Source organism: Streptomyces lasalocidi (assembly GCF_005280215.1).
GTDB classification, from domain to species: Bacteria; Actinomycetota; Actinomycetes; order Streptomycetales; family Streptomycetaceae; genus Streptomyces; species Streptomyces longwoodensis.
This window is the reverse complement of record NZ_SZNQ01000001.1, coordinates 6,137,994-6,158,586: the sequence shown is the minus strand read 5'-3', so window position 1 is coordinate 6,158,586 and position 20,593 is coordinate 6,137,994. Positions and strand designations below refer to the sequence as shown.

Genomic DNA, 20,593 nt, shown 5'->3' with positions numbered 1-20,593 from the left:
GCCGCTCTAGCCTGGGGCCATGAGTGATCTTTTCCTGGTCCGGCACGGAGAGACCGAGTGGTCGCGGTCCGGACGGCACACCGGGTCGACGGACGTCCCGCTCACCGAGCGGGGGCGCGGGGAGGCGCGGCGGCTGGTGCCGCTCATCCGCTCCCACCGCATCGGTGCCGCGTTCGTCAGCCCTCTGCAGCGGGCGCGCGAGACGGCCGAGCTGATCGGCCTGCACGACGTGCGGGTCGACACCGACCTGCGCGAGTGGGACTACGGCGGCTACGAGGGCGTCACGACCGTCGAGATCCAACGGGACCGGCCGGGCTGGTTCCTGTTCGACGACGGGGTCGCGCCGGGCCCGCCGGACCACCCCGGGGAGAGCCCGGAGCAGGTCGGGCACCGGGCCGACCGGGCGCTGGCCAAGGTGGAGGCGGCGTTCGCCAACACCGAGGGCTGCGTGGTGCTGGTCGCCCACGGCCACTTCCTCCGCGTCCTGACCGCCCGCTGGCTGGGTCTCCCGCCCTCCTCCGGCGCCCTGTTCCAACTGGCCACGGGCACCCTGTCCCGCCTGAGCACGGAACACGGGCGCCCGGTGATCGCGGGATGGAACATCCGCCCGCCGGCGTAACGGACGGCCCCGCCCGGTTGTCAGACCCGCGTCGTAGCCTTCGGGCAAGGAGTCGCGTCGGGAAGGGCGGGCGTCGCAGCGCGAGCCCCGGCGCGCGCGGAGTGCCCGCCCGGAGGGAGTGTGTCGTGAGTCGTCCGCCGACCGTCGCCCAGCGGCGGATGATCGAGGGCGCCGATCCGGTGACCGGGCGGCTGACCGGGACGCCCGCGCAGCTCGCCGCGCTGGTCGGGCGTGGGCTGGCCTTCCGGCACCCCCGGCCGCCGCACGACCACTTCCTCACCCCGGCCGGCCACCGGACGCGGGAGTCCCTCGCCCGGCCGCCCGACCCCATTGCCCCGGCCCGGCAGCCCGCGCCCGCCGCCGACAGCGGGGTGTTCAGCGCGCGCATCGGGGGCGAGGAGACCGCGGACGCCTCGCCCCGCCGCGCCCGCGAGGTGCACAGCGCCTGGCAGGGCCTGCTGGAGCTGCGCCGGATGACCCGGCGCGACGGGGCCACGGACCGGCCCTGCGACTGGGAGCGCGCGCACCTCGTGCAGGCCGCCGCGCTCGCCCTGGAGACGGCCGGTCATCGCCCGGCCGGCCCGGACGCCACGGACGGCTACCGGGTGCGCGCCACACCGCAGCCGGAGGCGGTCGCCGTGCACGCCTCCGACGCGGCCGCCCTGCGGGCCTGCGCGGTCACCCTGGAGGCGGCGGGCTGGCAGACCGGCGAGCACACCGACCCCCGCACCCGCGCCCGCTACCTGCTGGCCTCACCCCGCCGGGCGTGACCGAGGCCGCACGCGCCAGGGACTAGGGTTCGCCGCTGCGATGCCCGCGCTGACCGGCCTCGCGATGGCGGGCGCCCGACCGGAGGACGCCGGCCTCGCCTCCGGCCTGTTCAACACCACACAGGTGGTGGGCGGTTCACTGGGTCTTGCGGTGCTGTCCACCCTGGCCGCCGGCCGCACGGACGCCCTCCTGGACGACGGGACCGGGATGGTCCCGGCGACCGCCGAGGGGTACCGACTCGCCTTCCGGGTCGCCTCCTTCGTCGCCCTGGGCGCGCTGGCCCTGGCGGCGACGGTGCTCCGGGAGCGGGCGGCCGAGCCCGACCGAGCCCCCGGCCTCACGCCCCGTCGAACGCCGCCCGGTGGTCCCGCGCCCACGCGCGGTAGGGGCGGGCCGGGCGGCCCAGCACGGCCGGCACGTCCTCGGTGATGAGGGCGTTGCGGCCTTCGCGGGCGTAGGCCAGGCCGGCCAGCACGTCCTCGGCCGCCCGTTCGGTCAGCCCCCAGGCGGCCAGGTGGGCGCGGGTGTCCTCCGGGGAGAGGTCCCGCGCGGTGACCGGCCGACCGAGCACCTCGGCGAGGACCGCCGCCTGTCCGGGGACGCTGATCGCCTCCGGACCGGTCAGCGTGTACGTCCGCCCGCTGTGCCCGGCGTCGAGCAGGGCCCGCGCGGCCACCTCGGCCACGTCGCGCGGGTCGATCACGCCCTGCCGCCCGTCGCCCGACATGTTGGGCACCGGCTCGCCCGCGCCGATCGCGCCCGCCCAGCTGAGGGTGTTGGAGGCGAAGGACGACGGCCGCAGGACGGTCCACTCGGCCCCGCTCTCGCGCACCGCCCGCTCTCCGGGCACGTGCCAGCCGCCGAAGGAGCCGAGGTCCGGGTCGCCGGTGCCTATGGCGGACAGCTTGACCAGGCGGCCGACGCCCGCCGTGCGGGCCGCGGCCACCAGCGCCTCGTCGTGCTGCGCGTCCGGGCCCGGGACGCCCACCAGGAAGACGGCCGCGACCCCGTCCATCGCCGCGCGCAGCGAGGCCGCGTCGCGGTAGTCGCCGGGCACCACGTCGGCGCCGGGCGGCACCCGGCCCGCCGAGGGGTCCCGGGTCAGGGCGCGCACCTCCTCGCCGCGCGCGGTGAGGAGTCGTACCAGTTCACTGCCGATGGTGCCCGTGGCACCGGTCACGAGGATCATGCCCCCACCGTGCGCGGCGGGGGCGGCGGGCCGCTAGGAAATTCCGGCACGGCTGCGCGGCCCGTGCGGGGCCGGGGCGCCCGTACGGTGGGGGCATGACCTCCGCCGTCGCCGAGCGTGCCCAGCCCCTGCCCGAGCAACTGCGGGCCTACGTCACGCGGTTCGCGGTGTCGGCGACGGACGGCACGCCGGGCGAGCCGTACACCTACGTCCCGGACCCGGCGGTGCAGCTCGTGGTGCGCGTCGCGGCCGGCGGCCGGCCCGGTGCCCTGGTGATCGGTCCGCGCACCCGGGCGGCGTACCACGCCAGTGAACGCCCGGCGTCCTGTGCGCGGTTCTCGCTGGCACCGGGTGCGGCCCGGCCGCTGTTCGGGGTGGCGGCCGCCGACCTGGCCGGGCGTACGGTGGCGCTGGCCGAGCTGCCCGGCCGCGAGGCCCGCCGGCTGGTGGACGGCGGGCGCGACCTGACCCCCGAGGAGTGGGCGGACCACCTGGTCCGGGTCCTGCCGGAGCGCCCGTCCCGCGCCGAGGCGGAGCGGGCCGGGCTGCTGCGGGCCGGGGTCGCCGCGCTGTCCGTCCGGCCGGGTCTGCCCCCGGCCCGGGTGGCCGACGTGGCGCGCGAACTGGCGGTCAGCGAACGGCAGTTGCGCAACCTGTTCACCGACGGCGTGGGCGTCTCGCCGAAGTACTTCGCCCGCATCGACCGGGTGCGCCACGTCCTCGCCCACGCGCCGACCTCCCCGTGGGGGGAACTGGCCGCGGCCAGCGGCTACTACGACCAGTCGCACATGACGGCCGACTTCCGCGCCCTGATGGGCGTGCCGCCGCGCTCGTACTTCACGGGCCGGCTGCCCTCGACCACCCCCTGCCGGGCCGCCCGCGCCGCGCGGGGGTGAGGCGCGGCGCGGGCGGCCCGTCGGAGGGCGCAACGGGGGCTCAGGGCGTGGCCGGGGCGTGCGGCGGCGCCACCCCCGTGGCCGCACCGGTGAGCTCCGTCCCCGCTTCCATGGGGTGCGTGACGTCGGCGGCGTCGGTGTCCCGGCCCAGGTGGTTGAAGACCAGGTTGAGCAGGACGGCCGCCACACAGCCCGTGGAGATGCCCGAGTCGAGGACGATCCGCGCGGTCTCCGGGAAGGCGTGGTAGAACTCCGGCGCGGTGATCGGCACGATGCCGACGGCCAGGGAGACGGCCACGATCAGGACGTTGTTGTCCCTGTCGAGGCCGGCCCGCACCAGCGTCTGGATGCCGCTGGCGGCGACCGAGCCGAACAGGACCACGCCGGCGCCGCCGAGCACCGGCCGGGGTACGACCGCTATCAGCGACGCGGCCATCGGGCACAGGCCCATCAGCACCAGGAAGGCGCCGCCGGTGGCGACGACGTACCGGCTGCGGATGCGCGTCATCGCGACCAGGCCGATGTTCTGGGCGAAGGCGCTGCACATGAAGCCGTTGAACAGCGGGCTCAGCGCCGAGCCGAGGGTGTCGGCGCGCAGGCCGGCGGCGATGGTCCGCTCGTCGGCCGGGCGTTCGACGATCTCGCCCAACGCCAGCATGTCGGCGGTGGATTCGGTCATCGAGACGACCATGACGACGCACATCGACAGGATCGCCGCGAGGTGGAACTGCGGGGTGCCGAAGTGGAACGGCGTCGGGAAGCCGACCACGGCCGCGTCGCTGACGGGCCCGAAGTCGGTGGCGCCGAACGGTATCGCGATCAGGGTGCCGACGATCAGGCCGAGCAGGACGGCGATCTGCTTGACGAAGCCCCGGGTGAAGCGGCGCAGCAGCAGCACGATCAGCAGGGTCGCGCCCGCCAGGCCCAGGTGGGTGCCCGAACCGTAGTCGTCGGCCGCCGGGTCGGGCCCCTGCGCCCAGTTGAAGGCCACCGGCAGCAGGGAGACGCCGATCAGCGTGATGACCGTGCCGGTGACGACGGGCGGGAAGAAGCGGACCGCCTTGCAGAAGACGGGCGCCGCGAGGAAGCCCAGGAGCCCGGCGACGATCACCGCGCCGAAGATGATGGGCAGCGCGTCGGACTTGTCGTGCGTGGAGGCGACGACCGCCGTCATGGGGGCGACGCCCGCGAAGGTGACGCCGTTGACGAACGGCAGCCGGGCGCCGATCTTCCAGACGCCCAGGGTCTGCAGGAACGTGGCGAGGCCCGCGGTGAACAGGCAGGCGCCGGTGAGGAAGGTCAGGTCGGTGGCGGACAGGCCGATGGCCGCGCCGACGATCAGGGGTGGGGCGACGACTCCCGCGTACATGGCGGCCACGTGCTGCAGGCCCGTGGTGGCCATCTTCAGCGGGGGGAGCTTCTCGTCGACGGGATGGGGTGCGGCCACTGCGGCTCCTCCGGTCGGTTACACGGCGTGCGGAGCCACGCCGTGGGTGTCAGGGAGGTGGTGCGGGTGTGGTCGTGCGGGACCAGCCCGGGCCGGTGACCGGCCCGGGGCGACGGTGACCGTCCCGGGGCGCACGTGTGCACGCGCGCCCCGGTTCCGGTCGCCATGGGCCCCGCTGGGGTCCACGGCCGCCGGCCGGGAGCCGTCCCTCCCGGCCGGAGTTCTCGGCGGGTCAGCCCTGGGCGGAGATCCGTGCCAGTCGGCGGGCCTGCTCACGTGTCGTGCGCGCCACGGCGTCCTCGTCGGCGGTCAACAGCCGTCCGTCCTCGACAATCTGACGGCCATTCACGAAGGACGCGGTGACCGGTGCCGCCGCGCCGAACACCAGCGCGGTGACCGGGTCGGCGATGGAGGCGTGGGCGAGGGTATCCATCCGCCACAGCACCAGGTCGGCCAGCTTGCCCGGCTCCAGCGAGCCGATCGCGTCCGCGCGGCCGAGGACCTGCGCGCCGCCGTGGGTGCCCAGGCGCAGCGCCTGCCGGGCGTTCAGCGCGGCCTCGCGGTGGGCGCCGAGGCGGTTGATCAGCAGCGCGTTGCGCAGTTCGGTGTGCAGTTCGCCGGACTCGTTGGACGCGGTGCCGTCGACGCCGAGGCCGACCGGGACGCCGGCCGCGAGCATGTCCGGCACCCGGGCGATGCCCGCCGCGAGCCGGGCGTTGGACGAGGGGCAGTGGGCGACGCCGGTGCGGGTGCGGGCGAAGGCGGCGATGTCGGAGTCGTTCATGTGGACGCAGTGCGCCATCCACACGTCCTGGCCGAGCCAGCCGGTGGACTCGAAGTAGTCGGTCGGGCCCATCCCGAACAGCTCGTGGCAGAACTTCTCTTCCTCCACCGTCTCCGAGCCGTGGGTGTGCAGCCGGACCCCGAGGCGGCGGGCCAGCCCCGCGCCCTGGCGCAGCAGTTCGGTGGAGACGGAGAAGGGCGAGCAGGGCGCGACGGCGACCTGGGTCATCGCCTCGAAGGAGGAGTCGTGGTGCCGGCGGACGGTCTCCTCGGTGGCGGCGAGCGCGCCCTCGAGGGTCTCGACGGCGAAGTCCGGCGGCAGGCCGCCGTCCTTGGCGCTGCGGTCCATGGAGCCGCGGGCCAGGGTGAAGCGCACGCCCATGTCCCGGGCGGCGCCGATGATCGCGCCGGACAGGTCGCCGGAGCCGTGCGGGAAGACGTAGTGGTGGTCCATGGCGGTGGTGACCCCGCCGCGGGCCATCATCGCCAGGGAGCCCTGGGCGGCCGCGTGGACCATCGGCTCGTCGATGCGCGCCCACGTCGGGTACAGCGCGACCAGCCAGTCGAAGAGGTTGTGGTCCGTGGCCAGGCCCCGGGTGATCCACTGGTAGAAGTGGTGGTGGGTGTTGACCAGGCCGGGTGTGACCAGGTGCCCGGTGGCGTCGATCCGCCGCACGACGTCCTGGAGGCCCTCGGGGGCCGGGCCCGCGCCGAGCGACTCGATGCGGTCGCCGGCGAGGACGACGTGTCCGCTCGCGTACTCGGTGTCGTGGGCGTCGACGGTGGCGATCGCGCAGTTCTCTATGACGGTGCGCTGGCCTGCTGCCATGGTGCGTCCTTCTCGCTGACTGGACTGTGGGGCTAGGGCACGGCAGGACCCTGGGGAGTTTGAGTGCCGTGGCCGGGAGCTCGGGGCGCCCGGCCACGGGTGCCGAGGGACCGGGGTCGGTCGCAGGGGTCGGTCAGAGGTTGGTGAGGTCCGCCGGGATCAGCTGGGGGCGGCCCTCGCGCAGGACGGTCGCCTCGATCAGGCCGTAGGGGCGGTCGGCGGCGAAGTAGACCTCGTTGTCGTTCTTGAGCCCGAAGGGTTCGAGGTCGACGAGGAAGTGGTGCTTGTTCGGCAGGGAGAAGCGCACCTCGTCGATCTCGTCGCGGTGCTCGACGATGCGCGCGCCCATCTCGTACAGCGTCTGCTGGAGCGAGAGGGAGTAGGTCTCGGCGAACGCCTCCAGCATGTGCCGGCGGGTCTCGGCGTAGGAGGTCTCCCAGTCGGGGGCCTGCTGGGCGTCGTCGGTCCAGTTGAACCGCCAGCGGGCGGACACCTGGGTGGCGAGGATGCGGTCGTGGGCCTCGGGCAGCGTCGTGTACTTGTCCTTGACGAAGCCGTGGAACTCGGAGTCGGTCGAGTTCATCACGACCAGGTCCTTCAGTCCGGAGACGACCTCCCACGACGTGCCGTCGTAGGTGATCTGCGCCAGCCGGGTCTCCTGGTTGGCGCGGACAAAGGAGTGGGCGCCGCGGCCGTGGTGCTCGATCCGCTCCCAGGAGTACTCCTCGACGCGGATGCGGGCCCGGTGGATGGGCTCCTGGCTGGTGACGAAGTGCCGGGCGAGGTGGATGCCGAACTGCTCGGCGGAGGCGATGCCGTGCTCCTTGGCGAACGCGTACACCGTGTTCTTGGTGGTGTCGGTCGGCAGCACGTTCGCGTTGGAGCCGCAGTGGTGGACGTCGTCCATGTCGCCGCTGAGCGCCACCGAGACGTTGAGGTCCTTGATGTGGTGGGTGTCGCCGTCCCGCGTGATCCTGACGACCCGGTTCTCGGCCTTGCCGTACTGGTTCTGGCCGAGGAGCACGGGGCGGCCGGGGCGGGACGGGCTGGGCTGAACGGTCATGTAGCTAGCTCCCTCGGTAAACGGAGTAGCCGAACGGGTTGAGCAGCAGCGGTACGTGGTAGTGCTCGCCCGGTACGACGGCGAACGTGATCGCCACCTCCGGGAAGAACACCCCGGCACCGCTGTCCCGAGTCGCGGGGGCGTCCTGCTGCGCATCGGCTTGCTGGGGCTGGACTGTTGCGAAGTAGGGCTCCAGCGCGAAGTGGAGCCGTACGTGGGTGGTGCCCTCCGGCAGGGCCGGCAGGTCCTTGCACCGGCCGTCGGCGTCGGTCGCCGAGCCGCCGAGTTCCCGCCAGTCGGCGTCCCGGCCGGCGCGGGCCGCGAGGCCGACCCCGACGCCCGCGGCGGGGCGGCCGATGGAGGTGTCCAGGATGTGCGTGGACACGGAGGCGGTGGTGCTGGTGCTCATGGTGTCAGGCGTCCTCTTCGACGAGTCGGGCCAGGCGGATGCGGTTGATCTTCCCCAGCTCGGTGCGGACGATCTCCCGCTCCTTCTCCGGCGCGTTGCCGATCCGCTCCTCGAGCGCGGCGCGCATCTGCTCGGCGCTCAGGCCGGTGGCGCAGATGAGGAAGACGTGGCCGAACCGGTCCTGGTAGGCCAGGTTCAGTTCCAGCATCCGCGCCTTGAGGTCCTCGGAGGCGCCGGCCATGCCGCGCTGTTCGCGGGCGGAGGTCGGGTCGCCGGGCCGGGGCCGTCCGATGGGCGGGTGCCCGGCCATGGCCTCGTCGAGGTCGGCGCCGGTCAGCTCGGCCAGGGCGGCGTCGCTCGCGGCGTAGAGGTCCTCGGGGGTGGTGCAGGGGCGGGCGGCGAGCAGCCGGTCCACCCAGGCCGTGCTGGCGCAGGTCTCGTGGAGGGCGGCGCGGGCCGCGGCCTCGGTGAGATCGTTGAAGCGGGCGAGGCCCGGGGGCGTGGAAGTGGAAGTCACGGGAGCCTCCGTGGCCGTCTCGGCCTGGTCGGAACGGGCTGCGGCTAGCTAACGCCCCTCGTGTGACGACGTCAACACTTTGTTGAAAATTCGCCGTGACAACGCCCGCCGGTCACCGCACCCATGCGTGACGGCACCGGACCCGACCTCCCGTCCGTCAGCTGCCCTTCTCGCGGTTCAGGTAGTTGTAGACGGTGAAGCGGCTGACGCCGAGCGCGCTCGCCACGGTCTCCACGCCGTGGCGCACCGAGAAGGCGCCGCGGGCCTCGAGCACGCGCACCACCTCCTGCTTGGCCTTGCGGTCGAGGTCGGCCAGCGGCTTGCCGCGCTTGCGCTCCATGGCGGCGAGGATGTGGTCGAGGGAGTCGGCGAGCTGGGGCAGGCGCACGGCGAGCACCTCGGACCCCTGCCAGGAGAGCACCACGTCGTCGGGGCCGGCCTCGTCCGGCGGGAGCAGCTCCCCGCCCATGGCGTCGACCAGCGGCTTCACGGCCGTGATGAAGGGTTCGTCCGCGGCGCCGCTCACCGCTCCTCCCCGAGGACGTTGACCTGGAGGGAGATCCGGGTGGCGCCGGCCTCCAGCGTCCTGCGCAGCACGGTGTCCAGGGCCGTCAGGACGGCGTCGGCGCTCCCCTCGGCGGTGTTGCCGAACGGCCCGACGTCGACCGCGTCGAGCCCGGCCGCCTCGATGACCTCGCGCGCCACCAGGGCGTGCGCCGGCGCCTCGTCCAGGTCGAAGGGCTCGGTCGTGAACTCCACTCGCAATCGCACGCGCTCAACCTAACCCGCGGCGACGGCATCCGCCGAGGCCTCTTGACAAGCCGGGACCCCCGACGGCAGTCTTCCAATAAGCAGAAACAAACTTCCGCTATACGGAATATTGAGCACTTCGAGAATATCGACACGGAAGGGAGCGCGGCATCCGATGGGATTCGCAGACCAGCGCTTCAACGTCAACCTGTCGATCCTCTTCACGGAACTCCCGCTCCTGGAGCGCCCCGCGGCCGCCGCGGCGGCCGGCTTCACCGCGGTCGAGCTGTGGTGGCCCTGGATCGACACCCCCACCCCCGAGCGCTCCGAGCTCGACGCCCTGCGCAGGGCCGTCGAGGACGCGGGCGTGCGGCTCACGGGGCTGAACTTCTACGCCGGTGAACTGCCCGGCCCGGACCGCGGCGCCCTGTCGCTGCCGGGCGAGGAGTCCGAGCGGTTCCGCGCCAACATCGACGTGGCCGCCGACTTCGCGCAGTCCCTGGGCTGCACGGCGCTCAACGCCCTGTACGGCAACCGCGTCGACGGTGTCGACCCGGCCGAGCAGGACGCCCTCGCGCTGGAGAACCTGGTGCGCGCGGCCCGGGCCGCCGACCGGATCGGCGCGGTCCTGCTGATCGAGGCGCTCAACGCCCCCGAGTCCCCGCGCTACCCGCTGGTGTCAGCACCGGCCGCGGTCGCGGTCGTCGACCGGGTCAACGAGGCGACGGGGCTGGGCAACGCCCGGTTCCTGATGGACCTGTACCACCTGTCCATGAACGGCGAGGACCTGCCGGCGGTGATCGACCGCTACGCGGCGAGGACCGGCCACGTGCAGATCGCCGACAACCCGGGCCGCGGCGCACCGGGAACGGGCTCGCTGCCGCTGGAGGACCTCCTCGACCGGCTGGCGAAGGCGGGCTACGAGGGCTGGGTCGGCCTGGAGTACAAGCCGGGCGACCGGCCGAGCGCGGAGGCGTTCGACTGGCTGCCGGCGGACCGGCGCGCCGCGCGCTAGCCGCGAACGCCCCCCGAAGCCCCTGGCGGCCGCTCTTCAGCCGCCCCCTCCCCGTCCCCTCCCGCAGCACACCAGAGAGGCACCCTCATGAGCACGCCCACCGACTCCTCCCGCCGGGACCTCCCGAAGATCGCCTGGATCGGCCTCGGCATCATGGGCTCCCCCATGGCCGAGAACCTGATCAAGGCGGGGTACGACGTCACCGGCTACACGCTGGAGCAGGACAAGCTGGACCGGCTGGCCGCCGCCGGCGGCAGGGCCGCCGGCTCCGTCGCCGAGGCGGTGCGGGACGCCGACGTGGTGATCACCATGGTCCCCGCGTCCCCGCAGGTCGAGGCCATCGCCTACGGTCCCGACGGCATCCTGGAGAACGCCCGCTCCGGCGCCCTCCTGATCGACATGTCCTCGATCACCCCGCAGACCTCGGTCGACCTCGCCGCCCGGGCCCGCGACAAGGGCATCCGGGTGCTGGACGCCCCGGTGTCCGGCGGTGAGGCCGGCGCGATCGAGGCCGTGCTGTCCATCATGGTCGGCGGCGAGCGGGCCGACTTCGACGAGGCCCGGCCGGTGTTCGACGCCCTCGGCAGGACGATCGTGCTGTGCGGCCCGCACGGCTCCGGCCAGACCGTGAAGGCCGCCAACCAGCTGATCGTCGCCGTCAACATCCAGGCGTGCGCCGAGGCCGTGGTCTTCCTGGAGAAGTCGGGCGTGGACCTCCGGGCCGCGCTGGACGTGCTCAACGGCGGTCTCGCGGGCTCGACGGTGCTGACCCGCAAGAAGGACAACTTCCTGCGGCGCGACTTCGGGCCGGGCTTCCGCATCGACCTGCACCACAAGGACATGGGCATCGTCACCGACGCCGCCCGCACCGTCGGCGCGGCCCTGCCCGTGGGCGCGGTCGTCGCCCAGCTGGTCGCCTCCCTGCGCGCCCAGGGCGACGGCGGCCTGGACCACTCGGCCCTGCTGCGGGCCGTGGAGCGCCTGTCGGGCGCACAGGTCTGATCCCCCTGAACCCCGGGCGGTGCCGGCGCTGACATCTGTCGTGTCGCGCCCAGGCGCCGGCGCCGCCCGGTACGCCCGCGTCGGCGCACCGCCGACGTACGGCACATGAACGACCTGGCCCGTCCCACGCCGCCGCTCACGCGGCCCCGCGTGGGGAGCCGGTCCGCGCCCTGCGCGCCGACCGGCCATGAGGCCGCGTCCGGGACCCGGCGGGGAGGCCGGGCCCCGGGCGCGCACGACCCGCGGCCGAGCGATCCGGATGAGGGGTGATCGCCCGGCACGGCGGGCAGGGCGCGGACCGCGGCGGTGCGCGAGCCAGTGCGGTGGTGAAGGACCGGCGGCTCCCCTCTCGACCAGAGGGAGGGGACCGGCGCGTCCGTCGCGACCGCCGCGGTCCCGCCCCTCCTCCCCACTTCCCTCCCCCACCGGCCCCGTCCGGCGGCGCGAACGTCCTGTCGCGCCCAGCCTCGCGCCGTCGGACGGCCACCACCTCCCGGAGTGCGCGCGGGCCCCGCCCGCCGCACTCTGGAGGCATGTCCGAAGGCATCCCGCACCGCACGGAGCACCCGCACGTCGTGGTGCACCCCCCGGCCCTGGACGGCTCACGACGGGTCACCGCGGACGGCGAGACCCTGGGGACCGCCGGCCACGAGGACGACGTCGCCGAGATTTTGCGCCTGGCCGACCTGTACGTCACCGACGTGGCGGACGACGACTTCGTCGAATGGCAGGGCGGCGGCCCCGACGACTGGCCGGGCCTGTCGGCCCCCCACGAGCAGTAGGACACCGGGCCCTGAGCCACCGCCTACACCAAGGGCCGTACCGACGGCTACGCCAACCTCAAATCAACCTCTGAACCCCGGGGAACGCGCTTCAACCGCCCGTCCCGCGGGGCATTTTGCTGTCATGCGGGGCCCGCCGACACGGGGGAGGCGGGCTCCGCACCCTCCCTCCCGCCGCGGGGCCCGGGACCCGGTGCCCGGCACACACGTCCGCCCCGGGGACATTTCGTCCCCGGGGCGGTGCGGTGGGCCGCCGGCCGGCTCAGGACTTCAGGGGCCTGATCGACGTCGGGGCGTGGGACGGCTCCGTGGCCAGCTCCTCGAACTCGACGACGTTGCCGATGTCGTTGGTGGTGGACATCGCGATGTTGGTGACCCGTTCCAGGATCGCCTCCACCACGACCGGGACCTGGAACTCGGCGGCGAGCTTCTTGGCCTGCTCGAAGGCGGCGCCCAGGTCGCCGGGGTCGGTCACGCGGATCGCCTTGCAGCCGAGCCCTTCGGCGACCTTGACGTGGTCGACGCCGTAGACGCCCAGTTCGGGCGAGTTGATGTTCTCGAACTCCAGCTTGACCTCGAAGTCGATGTCGAACGCCCGCTGCGCCTGGCGGATCAGGCCGAGGTAGGAGTTGTTGACCAGCACGTGCACGTAGGGGATCTTGTGCTGCGCCCCGACCGCCAGTTCCTCGATCATGAACTGGAAGTCGTAGTCGCCGGACAGGGCCACGACCTGGGCCTCCGGGTCGGCCGTGGCGACGCCCAGCGCCGCCGGGATCGTCCAGCCGAGCGGGCCGGCCTGGCCGCAGTTGATCCAGTGCCGGGGCCGGTAGACGTGCAGCATCTGCGCGCCCGCGATCTGCGAGAGCCCGATGGTGGAGACGTAGCGCGTCTCGGGGCCGAACGCCTTGTTCATCTCCTCGTAGACGCGCTGCGGCTTGATCGGCACGTCGTCGAAGTGCGTGCGGCGCTGGAGCGTGGCCCGGCGCTCCTGCGCGGTGGCCGCCCAGTCGGCGCGGTCGGGCAGCCGGCCCGCCCGCTGCGCCTCCCGGGCCGCCTCGACGAACAGCTCCAGGGCGGCCCCGGCGTCGGAGGCGATGCCGTAGTCGGGGGCGAAGATGCGGCCGATCTGGGTCGGTTCGACGTCGACGTGCACGAACGTGCGGCCTGCGGTGTAGACGTCCAGCTTGCCGGTGTGGCGGTTGGCCCAGCGGTTGCCGATGCCGAGGACGAAGTCCGACTCCAGGAACGTCGCGTTGCCGTAGCGGTGCGAGGTCTGCAGGCCGACCATGCCGGCGTTCAGCTCGTGGTCGTCGGGCAGCGCGCCCCAGCCCATCAGGGTCGGGACCACCGGAACGCCCGTCAACTCCGCGAACTCCACGAGCAGTTCGCACGCGTCGGCCGTGATGACCCCGCCGCCGGCCACGATCAGCGGGCGCTCGGCGGCGTTCAGCATCGCGAGCGCCTTGTCGATCTGGGCGCGGGTGGCGGCCGGCTTGTAGACCGGCAGCGGCTCGTACGTCTCCGGGTCGAACTCGATCTCCGTCTGCTGGACGTCGACCGGCAGGTCGATCAGGACGGGGCCCGGGCGCCCGGAGCGCATCAGGTGGAACGCCTTCTGGAACACGCCGGGGACCTGTGCGGCCTCCAGCACGGTCACCGCCATCTTGGTGACGGGCCGCGCGATCGAGGCGATGTCGACGGCCTGGAAGTCCTCCTTGTGGATCACCGCGGTCGGGGCCTGGCCGGTGATGCACAGGATCGGGATCGAGTCACCGATGGCGGAGTACAGGCCGGTGATCATGTCGGTGCCGGCCGGTCCCGAGGTGCCGATGCACACGCCGATGTTGCCCGGCCGGGTGCGGGTGTATCCCTCGGCCATGTGTGAGGCGCCCTCGACGTGGCGGGCGAGTGTGTGGGTGATGCCCCCGGACGCCTTGAGCGCCGCGTAGAAGGGGTTGATCGCCGCGCCCGGGACGCCGAACGCGGCCGTGACGCCCTCGCGCCTGAGGATCTCAACTGCCGCACGGGCAGCGGTCATGCGAGCCATCGCGTACTCCTGCTTCGACTGTCGGCTGCCGGATGAGCTCTCCCGTCGCGCCCCAGGGTCAGCACTTCCGTATAGCGGAAATTAACTTCTACTATCTGGAAGTAATGTAGGGGGGTGGACCAAGGCCGTCAAGAGTCGGACACGGCGGCGCCCGGTGGAGCACCATGGGACCGCTGTCCGCCGCGACGCCCTGGAGTGGGCCATGTCCGAGAGCGTGCCGGTGCGTTGCCCGGCCTGCCGACGCGAGCGCCTGTACGCCGTGCCGGCCTGGCCCTGTGCGTGCGGGGCCGCCGTCACCCCGCTCCTCGACGGCGCGGCGCCCCCGGCGGTCGTGCTCCACCGCGCCTGGGCCGAGGAGTGGATCACCCTGCACTGCCCGCGCTGCGCCCGCCCCGCCCAGTGGCCCCACCCGGAGCTGGGCTGCCCGTGCGGCACGGTCCTGCGCCTGCCCGTGAGCGGAACGGCGTCCGTGGACACGGGCGGCGGCGACCCGGGCGCCGCGCCCGCACCGGACTCCCCCCGCGCCCGCCGCCCCGCGCACCCCCTGATCATCCGCACCGCCCGCGACGCCGTGACCGCCACCGTGCTGTACCTGCGCGCGCTCGGGTTCCGGGACATCCGGCGGGCCGATCAGCGGCCGACCGCCGGGATCGGGCTCGCGGCCCCCGGCCTGCTCGCGCAGGTCGACCCGAGCGTGCGGCCGGCCACGCTGCGGGACGTGGAGTGCCTGTGGCTCACCGCCATGACGGAGTCGGCCCGCTGCGTCTACTTCTCCCTCGCCGGGTATGCCGACGACACCCGCGCCGCCGCCGACCGCCTCGGCGTCCCCCTCTTCGCGCTCGACCTCACCGGCATCCCGCGGCCGGTCAACCCCGCCGCCGACGCCCTCGACACCGACGGCGCCTGAACCCCCGGGAACGGACCCACCGGACGCGTGCGCCTCGCGGACGGAACCTGTCCGCAACCCCCGCTAGCGTGCCGCCCATGACGAAGACGACGTCCGCACCGGTCCCCGTGCTCGGCACCCGCGCCCTCAACCGCGCCACCCTGGAGCGCCAACTGCTGCTGCGCCGCTCCTCGTCGACCGCGGCGGCCGCCGTACGGCACCTCGTCGGACTCCAGGCGCAGAACGTCAAGCCGCCGTACTACGCGCTGGCCGCCCGGCTCGACGGCTTCGCCCCCGAGGCGCTCTCACGGCTGATGGCCGACCGCGAGGTCGTCCGCATCGTCACCCTGCGCTCGACCATCCACACCCACACCGCCGACGACTGCCTCACCCTGCGCCCGCTGGTGCAGCCCGCCCGCGACCGCGAGCTGGCCTCCTTCCGCACGGGGCTGACCGGCGTCGACCTCGACCGGCTCGCCGCGCTCACCCGCGAACTGGTGGAGGGCGAGCCGCGCACCATGGCGCAGCTGCGTGCGGCGCTGAGCACCGAGTGGCCGGACGCCGACCCGCAGTCCCTGGCCGTCGCGGCACGCTGCCGGCTGCCGCTCGTCCAGGTCACCCCGCGCGGCCTGTGGGGCCGCAGCGGCCAGGTCGCCCTGACCACCGCCGAGCGCTGGCTGGGCCGCCCGGCCGGACCGGCCCCGGAGCCGGAGGCGGTCGTCGTGCGCTACCTGGCCGCGTTCGGACCCGCCTCCGTGAAGGACATGCAGACCTGGGCCGGGCTGACCCGGCTGCGCGACGCGTTCGAACGGCTGCGGCCCCGGCTCGTCACCTTCCGCGCCGAGGACGGCACCGAACTGTTCGACCTGCCCGACGCCCCGCGCCCCGACCCGGACACCCCGGCCCCGCCGCGCTTCCTGCCCGAGTTCGACAACCTCCTCCTGTCCCACGCCGACCGGACCCGGGTCGTCCCGCCGGCCCACCGGGGCCGGCACTGGCAGGGCAACCAGGCGTACCGCACGCTCCTCGTCGACGGCTTCCTGGCGGGCGTGTGGAAGCTGGACGGGCAGGCGCTGGTCGTCGAGCCCTTCGACCCGCTGGCGCGGCGGGCGCGCGCGGAGGTGGTCGAGGAGGCCGAGCGGATGCTGACGGTGATGCATCCGGGGACGTCGTACGACATCCGGTTCGGGACGGTCCGCACCTGAGGGCGCCGCCCGGGGCGAGGGGGGACGCACGTGGAGAGGGGGACGCACGGTGGAGAGGGGGCGCTGCGGGCCGCTCGTGGAGGCCCGCAGCGCCCCCTGGTTCGTCACCCGGGCGCTGCCCAGGAGTCGTGCGTCCCGGTGGCGCGGGCCGGAGGGCGCCACGGGAAGTGATCCCTGCCAGGACGCCCCCGAAGAACGGGGGACCGCCGCTGTCGCCCTGGCAGGAGACTCGGTCGCCGGAAGTGGATCGGCGTGTGCTGTGGTCGTCGGTGCGTCGCGCGGGCGGGGAGCGTGTGCACGGGGACCGCGGGACCGGCCCCCGTGTGCCCGGGCCAGCGGCACGTCACTCAACCTAGGGCCGGCCCGCCGAGGCCCCAATGAGGGAACCCCCTAAGGGACTTGGGGCAGGGAAAACCCTCGGTCGGACCGGACGGCCGGCCTCCGCCCGCTACGTCGCGTGCCGTCCCGCCGCCAGGCGCACGATGTCCACGCGGGAGCGGATGCCGAGCTTGCGGTAGACGCGGGTGAGGGTCGCCTCGACGGTCTTGACGCTGATGAACAGGCGGGCGGCGATCTCCCGGTTGGTGGCGCCCTCCATCACCAGCGCCGCCACCTGCCGCTCCATCGCCGCCAGCCCCTCCAGCGCGTCCGAGGCGGGCACCGACGCCGCGGGCGGCGCCGGGGGCTGCGGCTCCGCGTCCGCCGACGCCTCCCGCTCCACCTGCCGCAGCCACGGCAGCGCGCGGCAGCGCCGGAACAGCCGGGCCGCCTCGTCGTACGACGCCGGGCCGGACCCGGGGGTGGCGCGCAGCCGGGCCAGCGCGAACGCGGCCCGGGCCTCCTCCAGGCCGTAGCCCAGCTTGGCGAGCCGGTCCTGGACGGACGTCAGGCGGCCGACGGCGTCCTCGGTCCCCCCGCGCGCCGCCCGCACCAGCGCCTCCGCGCGGTCCAGCACCGCGAGCACGCTCTCCCGGCCGAGCCGCAGCGCGTGCGCCCTGGTGACGTCGATGAGGTCCTGCGCCTCGCCGACCTCCCCGATGCGCACCAGCGCCTCGGCGAGGTCGCCCTGCCAGCGGCCGCGCGCGGGGTCGTTGATGCCGAGGCCGTGCTCCAGCTCGCGCACCCGGCGCAGCGAGCCGACCGCGCCCGCCGCGTCCCCGGCGACCAGCTGGGCGTAGCCGAGGGCGGCCAGGGCGCGCGAGAGGTACATCTGGTCGCCGTCCTCCTCGGCCCGCCCGGCGGCCTCCCGGGCCAGCACCAGGGCCCGGTCGACGTCGCCGCCGGACGCCTCGGCGAGCGAGGCGAGCATCGCGGAGGCGCCCAGTCCGATGCCGGCGTCGCGGGCCAGGCGCAGGCTCTCGCGGGCCAGGTCCAGGGCGCGTCCGCAGTGCCCGGAGCGCAGCTCGGTGTCGGCGAGGAAGCGCTGGAAGTGGACCTCGCTCTCGACCATGCCCCGCCGGCGCACCTCGCGCAGCAGCGCGGTGATGGTCGTCCGGGCCTCGGGGAGCTGGTCGCTCATCAGCAGCCAGCGGAAGCGGGCGGCGCCGGCGCCGTTGTGGTGGCAGGCGACGTACGGGTCCTGGGGTTCGCGCAGGGCCTTCTTGATGGTGGCCGGGGCGTCCGGGTGACCCATCAGGGTCTCGGTCGACGCCTGGAAGGACAGCGCCATCAGCTCGGTGCGCCGGTCGCCGCCGCGGGCGGCCAGCTCCGCCGCGTGCGCGGCCTCCTGGCGGGCCTCGGCGAAGTCGCCCTCGACGACCAGTCCGCGCCAGGCCAGCTGGTAGTGGACCAGGGCGAGCAGCCGGGGGTCGTCCCCGGCGTCGGCGAGCACCTGCGGGAAGACCGCGTCGACGTCGCCGAGGGACTGCCCGGCGGACTCGATGACCACCATCCAGGCCCGCACCCGGGCCGCCCCCGCGGTGGCGCGGCCCAGCACGTCGTGCGCGATGTCCCGGGCGAGGTCGGTCTCGCCGGCGGTGATGGCGTCCTCGGCGGCCTGCAGGCGCCGCTCGTCGGGGCCGGGGGTGCCCTCGGCGGGGGTGTGCCGGGCGGCGAGCAGGCCGAGCGCGGCGGCGACGGAGGGGGCGCCGCGCTCCCGGGCCAGGGCCGCGGCGCCGGCCAGGCGGGCGGCGACGTCCGGGTCGGTGCCGGTGGTGGCGAGGGCGAGGTGGCGGGCCCGCTCGATGGGGTCGGAGGCCGCGGTGGACAGCGCCGCGTGCGCGGCCCGCCGTTCCCGCGCGGGTGCCTCGGCGTACAGGGCGGCGGAGATCAGCGGGTGCGCGAACCGGACGGCGGGGCCCTCGGGCTCGGTGGCGAGCAGGCCGAGGGCGGCGGCCTGGGTGGTCTCGGCCTCGGCGTTCTCGCGGCCGGCCGCGCGCAGCAGGCCCAGGGTGGGGCGGGCGCCGGCGCTGGCGACGAGCAGGGTGCGGCGGGCGTCGGCGGAGAGCATGTCGAGGCGGCTGAGCACCAGGGCGCGCAGCGAGGTCGGCACCGGCAGCGGCTCGCCGGGCCGGGGCGGGGTGGGGTTCTCGCCGAGGGCGCGGCCGAGCTCCAGCGCGAACAGCGGGTTGCCGCCGCTGGTGCGGTGGATCTCGCGGACGGTGGAGCGGGGCAGGTCGGTGTAGCCGCGGTGGTCGAGCAGGGCGGAGATCTGGCCGCGGGAGAGCGGGTCGAGGCGGACGGCGAGGGTGTCCGGCGGACTGGCGCGCAGGTGACGGTCGTACTCCTGGCCCTCGGTGCGCACCGCGCAGAGCAGCTGGACGGGCGTGTCGCCGAGGCGGCGGGCGGCGAAGCCGAGGAGTTCGGCGCTGGCGGCGTCCAGCCACTGGAGGTCGTCGGCGACGACCAGGACGGGGCCGTCGGCGGCCAGGGCGCGCAGCGCGGAGAGCACGGCGAGGCGCAGGGCGAGCCCGTCGTTCTGCAGAGTCGATTCGCCTCGTCCGGTCAGCGCCGACTCCAGGGCGGTGCGCTGGGCCGTGGGGAGCTTGCCGGCCACCTCCTCCAGGACGAGGCCGAGCAGGTCTGCCAGCGCCAGGAAGGGCAGGTGGGATTCGGACTCGGTCGCCGAGCAGCGCAACACGCGCGCCGTCTCGCCGTAATCCGCGGCCAAAGCGCGCAGCACGGTGGACTTTCCTATTCCGGCCGGGCCGTGGAGCAGCACGCTGCCGCCGCGGGCCAGTTGGTCGCGGGCCGCGGTCACCAGTTCGTCCCGGCCGATGACCAGGTCGGAGCGGCATCGGGCAGACTCCTGGAAGTCCCGTCGCACGGTCACCGCTCCCCTCCGTGTGTCGTGTTCGAGCCAAATTCTAGGCAACGTCTCATTGAATTTCGGAGGCACGGTGTGGTGAGGGATATAACAGGCGGCCGCGGGGAGAAATTCGGTCACCTGTCCGTCGGCCACCTGTGCGGGGATCAGGGCAGCAGTCCCGCCCGCCGTGCCGCGGCCACCGCCTCCCCCCGGGTGTGGGCGCCCAGCTTGCGCATGGCCGAGCGCAGATAGCCCTTGACGGTCTCCGGGCGCAGCCCCAGCCGGGCGGCGGCCACCGCGTTGGTCGCGCCGGACGCCACGCAGGACAGCACGTCCAGCTCGCGCGGGGCCAGCGTCACCCCGCCGTCCGGCACGCCCGTGGTCAGCAGGCCGCACGCGGTGAGCAGCTCCTCGCGCAGCGCGGGGTCGGTGATGCGCGGGGCCAGCGCGCGCAGGGCCGCGTGCGCCTCGCGGACCTGCTCCCAGCCGGGCCCCGGGCCCGGCGTCCCGGGCGGCGTGTCCCGCGGGCGGGCCGCCGCCAGCAGGTCGTGGGCCTGCTCCTGGACGACCAGCGCCTGCTCCAGGTCGCGCGCCGCGTCCACGGCCGCGCCCAGCGTGCGGTCGCCCAGCGGCTGGGCGGTGCGCAGCGCGCCGTACAGCACCCCGCGCACCCGGCGCCGTACGACCACCGGGACCGCGACCACCGAGCGCAGTCCCTCCTCGGCGACCGCCGCGTCGTACTCGTGGCTGATCTGCCGGGACAGCGAGTAGTCCGTCACCGCGCACGGCCGGGACAGCGCCAGGGTCTTGCCGCCCAGGCCGTTGCCCGAGGTCACCGCGAGGCCGCGCAGCGCGAACGTGGCCGCGCCGCTCAGTTCGCTCAGGCGCACCCGCCGCTGCCCGGGCTCCACCAGCCCGCCGAAGGCCACCGGCAGTCCCGTGGCGCGCCGCAGCCGCGCCAGCGCGCCGCGCATCAACACCGTTCCGGACGCGTCTGCTGCCACCTGTTCCGCCCTCTCCCCGCGGCCGGGCCGTGTCGTTGCGCCGCGCACACCCCCGTTCGGGGGTAGTGAGACCTGCATCACGGATTACACGATGGCAGAGAGCCGTCCGGCAATGGTCCGGTACCGCGGGAG

Annotated in this window: 19 protein-coding genes and 2 pseudogenes; 9 read left to right on the top strand and 12 right to left on the bottom strand. The window is 74.6% G+C overall.

The features are described 5' to 3' along the window. The first annotated feature begins 19 nt into the window (after positions 1–19). The 3 genes and pseudogenes from E4U91_RS27785 to E4U91_RS39100 all read left to right on the top strand — a co-directional run. Positions 20–619 (top strand): histidine phosphatase family protein, encoded by a 600-nt coding sequence (locus E4U91_RS27785; RefSeq protein ID WP_137309363.1) that lies wholly within the window; start codon positions 20–22, stop codon positions 617–619. Positions 620–744: 125 nt separating this feature from the next. Beyond that, positions 745–1,389: a hypothetical protein gene (locus E4U91_RS27780; RefSeq protein WP_137309362.1), complete on the top strand. Its 645-nt coding sequence runs from the start codon at positions 745–747 to the stop codon at positions 1,387–1,389. A gap of 25 nt (positions 1,390–1,414) precedes the next feature. Continuing rightward, positions 1,415–1,819 (top strand): annotated as a pseudogene (locus tag E4U91_RS39100) (hypothetical protein); the annotation flags it as partial. Here E4U91_RS39100 and E4U91_RS27770 read toward each other — a convergent pair. Continuing rightward, positions 1,728–2,579: an SDR family oxidoreductase gene (locus tag E4U91_RS27770; protein WP_137309361.1), complete on the bottom strand. Its 852-nt coding sequence runs from the start codon at positions 2,577–2,579 to the stop codon at positions 1,728–1,730. The pseudogene E4U91_RS39100 and the gene E4U91_RS27770 sit on opposite strands and share 92 nt — an antisense overlap. A gap of 95 nt (positions 2,580–2,674) precedes the next feature. Here E4U91_RS27770 and E4U91_RS27765 point away from each other — a divergent pair, with 95 nt between their 5' ends. After that, positions 2,675–3,475 (top strand): AraC family transcriptional regulator, encoded by an 801-nt coding sequence (locus tag E4U91_RS27765; RefSeq protein ID WP_137309360.1) that lies wholly within the window; start codon positions 2,675–2,677, stop codon positions 3,473–3,475. 40 nt (positions 3,476–3,515) lie between these two features. Here E4U91_RS27765 and E4U91_RS27760 read toward each other — a convergent pair whose 3' ends face one another. From E4U91_RS27760 to E4U91_RS27730, 7 genes are all read right to left on the bottom strand, one after another. Beyond that, entirely contained in the window at positions 3,516–4,877 is a 1,362-nt protein-coding gene (locus E4U91_RS27760; protein ID WP_137311023.1) for a nucleobase:cation symporter-2 family protein, read from the bottom strand. Between the two features lie 277 nt (positions 4,878–5,154). Continuing rightward, on the bottom strand, positions 5,155–6,534 hold the full coding sequence (locus tag E4U91_RS27755; protein ID WP_137309359.1) for an 8-oxoguanine deaminase: 1,380 nt from the start codon (positions 6,532–6,534) through the stop codon (positions 5,155–5,157). A 133-nt stretch (positions 6,535–6,667) separates the two neighbouring features. Then, positions 6,668–7,597 carry a factor-independent urate hydroxylase gene (gene pucL, locus E4U91_RS27750; protein WP_137309358.1) on the bottom strand — a complete coding sequence of 310 codons (930 nt, stop codon included), beginning with the start codon at positions 7,595–7,597 and terminating at the stop codon, positions 6,668–6,670. A gap of 4 nt (positions 7,598–7,601) precedes the next feature. Further along, positions 7,602–8,006, bottom strand: coding sequence for a hydroxyisourate hydrolase (gene uraH, locus E4U91_RS27745; RefSeq protein ID WP_137309357.1), 405 nt, complete (start codon positions 8,004–8,006; stop codon positions 7,602–7,604). 4 nt (positions 8,007–8,010) lie between these two features. Then, positions 8,011–8,523, bottom strand: a complete 513-nt coding sequence (gene uraD / locus E4U91_RS27740) for a 2-oxo-4-hydroxy-4-carboxy-5-ureidoimidazoline decarboxylase (protein WP_137309356.1) — start codon at positions 8,521–8,523, stop codon at positions 8,011–8,013. A 157-nt stretch (positions 8,524–8,680) separates the two neighbouring features. Beyond that, positions 8,681–9,049, bottom strand: a complete 369-nt coding sequence (locus E4U91_RS27735; protein WP_137309355.1) for a helix-turn-helix domain-containing protein — start codon at positions 9,047–9,049, stop codon at positions 8,681–8,683. Then, on the bottom strand, positions 9,046–9,294 hold the full coding sequence (locus E4U91_RS27730; protein WP_067229708.1) for a YkoF family thiamine-binding protein: 249 nt from the start codon (positions 9,292–9,294) through the stop codon (positions 9,046–9,048). Before E4U91_RS27730 ends, E4U91_RS27735 begins: the two co-directional genes overlap by 4 nt. A gap of 154 nt (positions 9,295–9,448) precedes the next feature. Here E4U91_RS27730 and E4U91_RS27725 point away from each other — a divergent pair, with 154 nt between their 5' ends. From E4U91_RS27725 to E4U91_RS27715, 3 genes are all read left to right on the top strand, one after another. Then, positions 9,449–10,288 (top strand): TIM barrel protein, encoded by an 840-nt coding sequence (locus E4U91_RS27725; RefSeq protein WP_137309354.1) that lies wholly within the window; start codon positions 9,449–9,451, stop codon positions 10,286–10,288. 87 nt (positions 10,289–10,375) lie between these two features. Further along, the gene (locus E4U91_RS27720; RefSeq protein ID WP_137309353.1) at positions 10,376–11,290 is read left to right on the top strand and encodes a 2-hydroxy-3-oxopropionate reductase; all 915 of its coding nucleotides are present in this window, start codon (positions 10,376–10,378) and stop codon (positions 11,288–11,290) included. Between the two features lie 533 nt (positions 11,291–11,823). After that, on the top strand, positions 11,824–12,072 hold the full coding sequence (locus E4U91_RS27715) for a hypothetical protein (protein ID WP_422070914.1): 249 nt from the start codon (positions 11,824–11,826) through the stop codon (positions 12,070–12,072). Positions 12,073–12,334: 262 nt separating this feature from the next. Here the strand turns inward: E4U91_RS27715 and gcl are convergent, their stop codons facing one another. Further along, positions 12,335–14,119, bottom strand: coding sequence for a glyoxylate carboligase (gene gcl / locus E4U91_RS27710; protein ID WP_137309352.1), 1,785 nt, complete (start codon positions 14,117–14,119; stop codon positions 12,335–12,337). Positions 14,120–14,321: 202 nt separating this feature from the next. On the opposite strand from gcl, the gene E4U91_RS27705 reads away from it, so the two are divergent. Next, a complete protein-coding gene (locus E4U91_RS27705; protein WP_137309351.1) occupies positions 14,322–15,026 on the top strand; it encodes a hypothetical protein in 705 nt (234 codons plus the stop codon). Between the two features lie 77 nt (positions 15,027–15,103). After that, positions 15,104–16,210, top strand: coding sequence for a winged helix DNA-binding domain-containing protein (locus tag E4U91_RS27700; protein ID WP_137309350.1), 1,107 nt, complete (start codon positions 15,104–15,106; stop codon positions 16,208–16,210). A 154-nt stretch (positions 16,211–16,364) separates the two neighbouring features. On the opposite strand, the pseudogene E4U91_RS39945 reads toward E4U91_RS27700, so the two are convergent. The 3 genes and pseudogenes from E4U91_RS39945 to E4U91_RS27685 form a co-directional block, all read right to left on the bottom strand. Beyond that, positions 16,365–16,508: pseudogene (locus tag E4U91_RS39945) on the bottom strand (trypsin-like serine protease); the annotation flags it as partial. 150 nt (positions 16,509–16,658) lie between these two features. After that, on the bottom strand, positions 16,659–19,481 hold the full coding sequence (locus tag E4U91_RS27690; protein ID WP_137309349.1) for a helix-turn-helix transcriptional regulator: 2,823 nt from the start codon (positions 19,479–19,481) through the stop codon (positions 16,659–16,661). Between the two features lie 140 nt (positions 19,482–19,621). Next, positions 19,622–20,461 (bottom strand): helix-turn-helix transcriptional regulator, encoded by an 840-nt coding sequence (locus E4U91_RS27685; protein WP_168218168.1) that lies wholly within the window; start codon positions 20,459–20,461, stop codon positions 19,622–19,624. Positions 20,462–20,593: the final 132 nt, after the last annotated feature.